We start from the raw sequence: 2674 nt of genomic DNA, 5'->3' as shown, positions 1-2674 counted from the left end.
AGATCGAGCGAGAACGCCGCCTTCTCGCCGAACTTGTTCTGGGAACAGACCATCCAGTCGCACGCGAAATAGCTGGTGTAGAGCGTGGTCGCCGACCCCGCGAACCCACGTAAGGGGCGGCCATGATAGGACAATTCGAGCTTCACGGTGCGTCCGCGCCGAAGCGGTCGGGGCAAATTGAAGCCGAGCACATCGCCTTCCACGGTGTGGGCGAGCGCAACGCCATCGAGGGCTGCACTGTCGATGCCGAGAGCATTGGCGGAGAAGTTCAGGCGCCGGACACCATCCATCGTTGCGCGCAGCGTGATCGCTTCACGCCCTGCGACGGTCCTGTTCTGGATGTCAGGGGTAAGCGCGAGCCTGTAGCTCACCACTTCGAATCCATCACCCGGCCTGTTGGCGGCGAGCGCAGGGCTGCACAGTAATCCCAGAGGCGTCCCGGCTAACAACGGCACCATCAACATTCCGCGGATCACTGATGCCTCTTATCGGCTATTATCCGTTTGCGGCGCGCCGTCCGGCACGTGCACGACGATGTTCGATGAGACGAATACCGATGATCGCTGCCTCGTAGAGAACAGCTAGAGTGATCGCGATCAGCAACAGCGATCCGGCATCGGGCGGAGATATTACGAGTGTGATCGCGAACGCGCCAACGATCGCGTAGCGCCGCGCGCTGATTAGCTGTCTACGGTTCACGATTTCAGCATGTTCCAGCAGTATGATTAATACCGGCAGCAGGAACGCGAGACCGAAAGCGAACAGGAAGCGCGTGGCAAAATTGAAGTATTTGCCAATCTCCGGGAGCGGCACTTGCTGCACATTGCCACTTACACTCGGTAAGGCGATAAGCAAATGCAGCATCATTGGGATAGCTAGGAAATAAGCCGTCGCTACCCCAATAAGGAATAAAGTTGGCGTAGCCAGGGAGAAGGGGAGAAGCGCCCTGCGTTCCTTACGGTTCTCCTGTGATCCAACGAGATACCACGATTGGATAGCGAAAATCGGGAGCAAGACCATCATCGCCGAGAAGAACGCAACCTTGTCCCGCACAAAGAACGCATCGAACACCTGTGGGTAGCTGATCGACTTTTGGCCGGCGCGCATCAGCGGCTGGATAAGAAACGAAAATATGTCATCCGCAAAATACCGGCACACAAAGAAGGCGACTGCGAACGCCGCGATGCAAACTAGCACCATTCGGCCGGGCTCCAGCAGAGGACCGAGCAGCGGGACGCGCGAATTGTTAGGTTGGTTGACTGTCTCGCTCACGACGGTGCCTTGCTATTGCTCGCGAAGTTCCCCGCGTCGGTGTCAGTGGAAGGCGCCGGAGCGACCTGCGGCTTTTCAACCATCACCGGCTGGTGCTGAACAGCGTCGTCATTCGCTAGATCGGCATCACGGAAAGTTGCCTGTTTCGATGCGTGATAAGCGCCTGTTGCGTTATCGGTCACCTCGTGGGCGTTACCCGGCGACGACGTCTCGGGTGACGGCACGGCGGGCGAGTGTTCACGCATGATACGGGCATTCTCCGCCGCCCACTTTTTTTCCATTTCTGCCAACTCGGACTCGCGCACCATTTCATCAAAACCGGCGCGGAATTGTCGGCCGACCCCTCGGGCGCGTCCGACCCAGTACCCTACAACGCGCATCGCTTTAGGGAGGTCTTTAGGACCAATCACGATCAGCGCGACGAAGGCGATCATGAGCAATTCGGAGGAGTCGACGCCGAACATCTAACTTTGAGCCAATGCGGTTGATCCCAAAGAGAAAACTAATAGAGCCAATCGTCCGGATTATCTACCGCATGTTGATTCGAGGCTAAATCCGCTGGATCAAGCCGCCCAACGGTTTTCGATCCAAGCTGTCTGCTCCCCTTCCCGAAAGGGAACGGCCAGCAAGACGACCGGGGGCGTTCCCATTGGGATCGGGATTTGGGAAGCACGCACCGCTCCTGCCCGCCGGTACCGATCGCGGGTTCGTCATTGCGGGCAGTACCGCCTTCGTTAATATGATGCTCCGTAAATCCCTCGCTTGCTGCGATGGCCCGTAAAACCGGATCACGTAGGGTTCGTATTCAAGGTGATGCCTGTGCTCGTACTATTTGCCGCTCTCGCCCTTGCACCCACTCAAGCACCGGTTGAGGCTAAAGGTTGTACAACAACACCATTTGGCGTGACTTGCCGTAAGCAAGCGACGCAAGAACCAACGAAGCATTGCAATACGACTCCGTTCGGTGTGGTGTGCTCTTTGCCACCTTCAGATAAGCTGACGGGTCCCGCCAGCCTAACTAGCGCAGGTAAAAAGGTAAAGAATTAAATGCCCGCAAGTTCGTGGGGGTTACGACGTGCAGGCTTTCTTCTGATCAAAGCCGCCTGCGCGTTCGCGCTCGGCATTCCACTTGCAGCGCCAGTGCCGGTTTTGGCCCAAGTTTCTCCGATGGTACAGGTGCAGCAGCATTTGCGTGCCGTTGATACGATGACAGCGCAATTTACGCAGGTCGATCGCAATGGCCGCTCACTGGCTGGCGAACTTACGCTCAAGCGGCCGGGAAAAGTCCGCTTCCAGTATCAAAGCGGCGTACCTTTGCTTGTCGTTGGAGACGGCAACTCGCTCATAATGATCGACTACAAGGTTCGTCAGGTATCGCGCGTACCTATCAGCAGTTCGCCGC

The 2674-nt window shown here is 57.2% G+C and carries 3 protein-coding genes and 1 pseudogene; 1 reads left to right on the top strand and 3 read right to left on the bottom strand.

Features of this window, described 5'->3' with window-relative positions:
* The 3 genes and pseudogenes from sphst_RS11875 to tatB all read right to left on the bottom strand — a co-directional run.
* Nucleotides 1–476 (bottom strand): annotated as a pseudogene (locus sphst_RS11875) (M1 family peptidase); the annotation flags it as partial.
* Between the two features lie 19 nt (nt 477–495).
* Complete coding sequence (gene tatC / locus sphst_RS11870; RefSeq protein ID WP_031393089.1) at nt 496–1272, bottom strand: twin-arginine translocase subunit TatC; 777 nt, start codon at nt 1270–1272, stop codon at nt 496–498.
* Complete coding sequence (gene tatB / locus sphst_RS11865; protein ID WP_043156210.1) at nt 1269–1736, bottom strand: Sec-independent protein translocase protein TatB; 468 nt, start codon at nt 1734–1736, stop codon at nt 1269–1271. Before tatB ends, tatC begins: the two co-directional genes overlap by 4 nt.
* A 583-nt stretch (nt 1737–2319) precedes the next feature.
* Between tatB and sphst_RS11860 the strand changes: the two genes are divergently transcribed.
* Nucleotides 2320–2674: LolA family protein (locus tag sphst_RS11860; RefSeq protein ID WP_199848966.1), on the top strand; the 355-nt coding region annotated here is incomplete at its 3' end.

This window comes from Sphingomonas sp. STIS6.2 (assembly GCF_000732685.2).
Lineage (GTDB): Bacteria > Pseudomonadota > Alphaproteobacteria > Sphingomonadales > Sphingomonadaceae > Sphingomonas > Sphingomonas aerolata.
Note: the sequence above shows the minus strand (reverse complement) of the source record. Positions and strands in the feature narration are given on the sequence as shown.

What these genes read in the sequence shown, in the direction of transcription:
- tatB (WP_043156210.1), bottom strand. Translation starts at nt 1,736, where the DNA reads ATGTTCGGCGTCGACTCCTCCGAATTGCTCATGATCGCCTTCGTCGCG.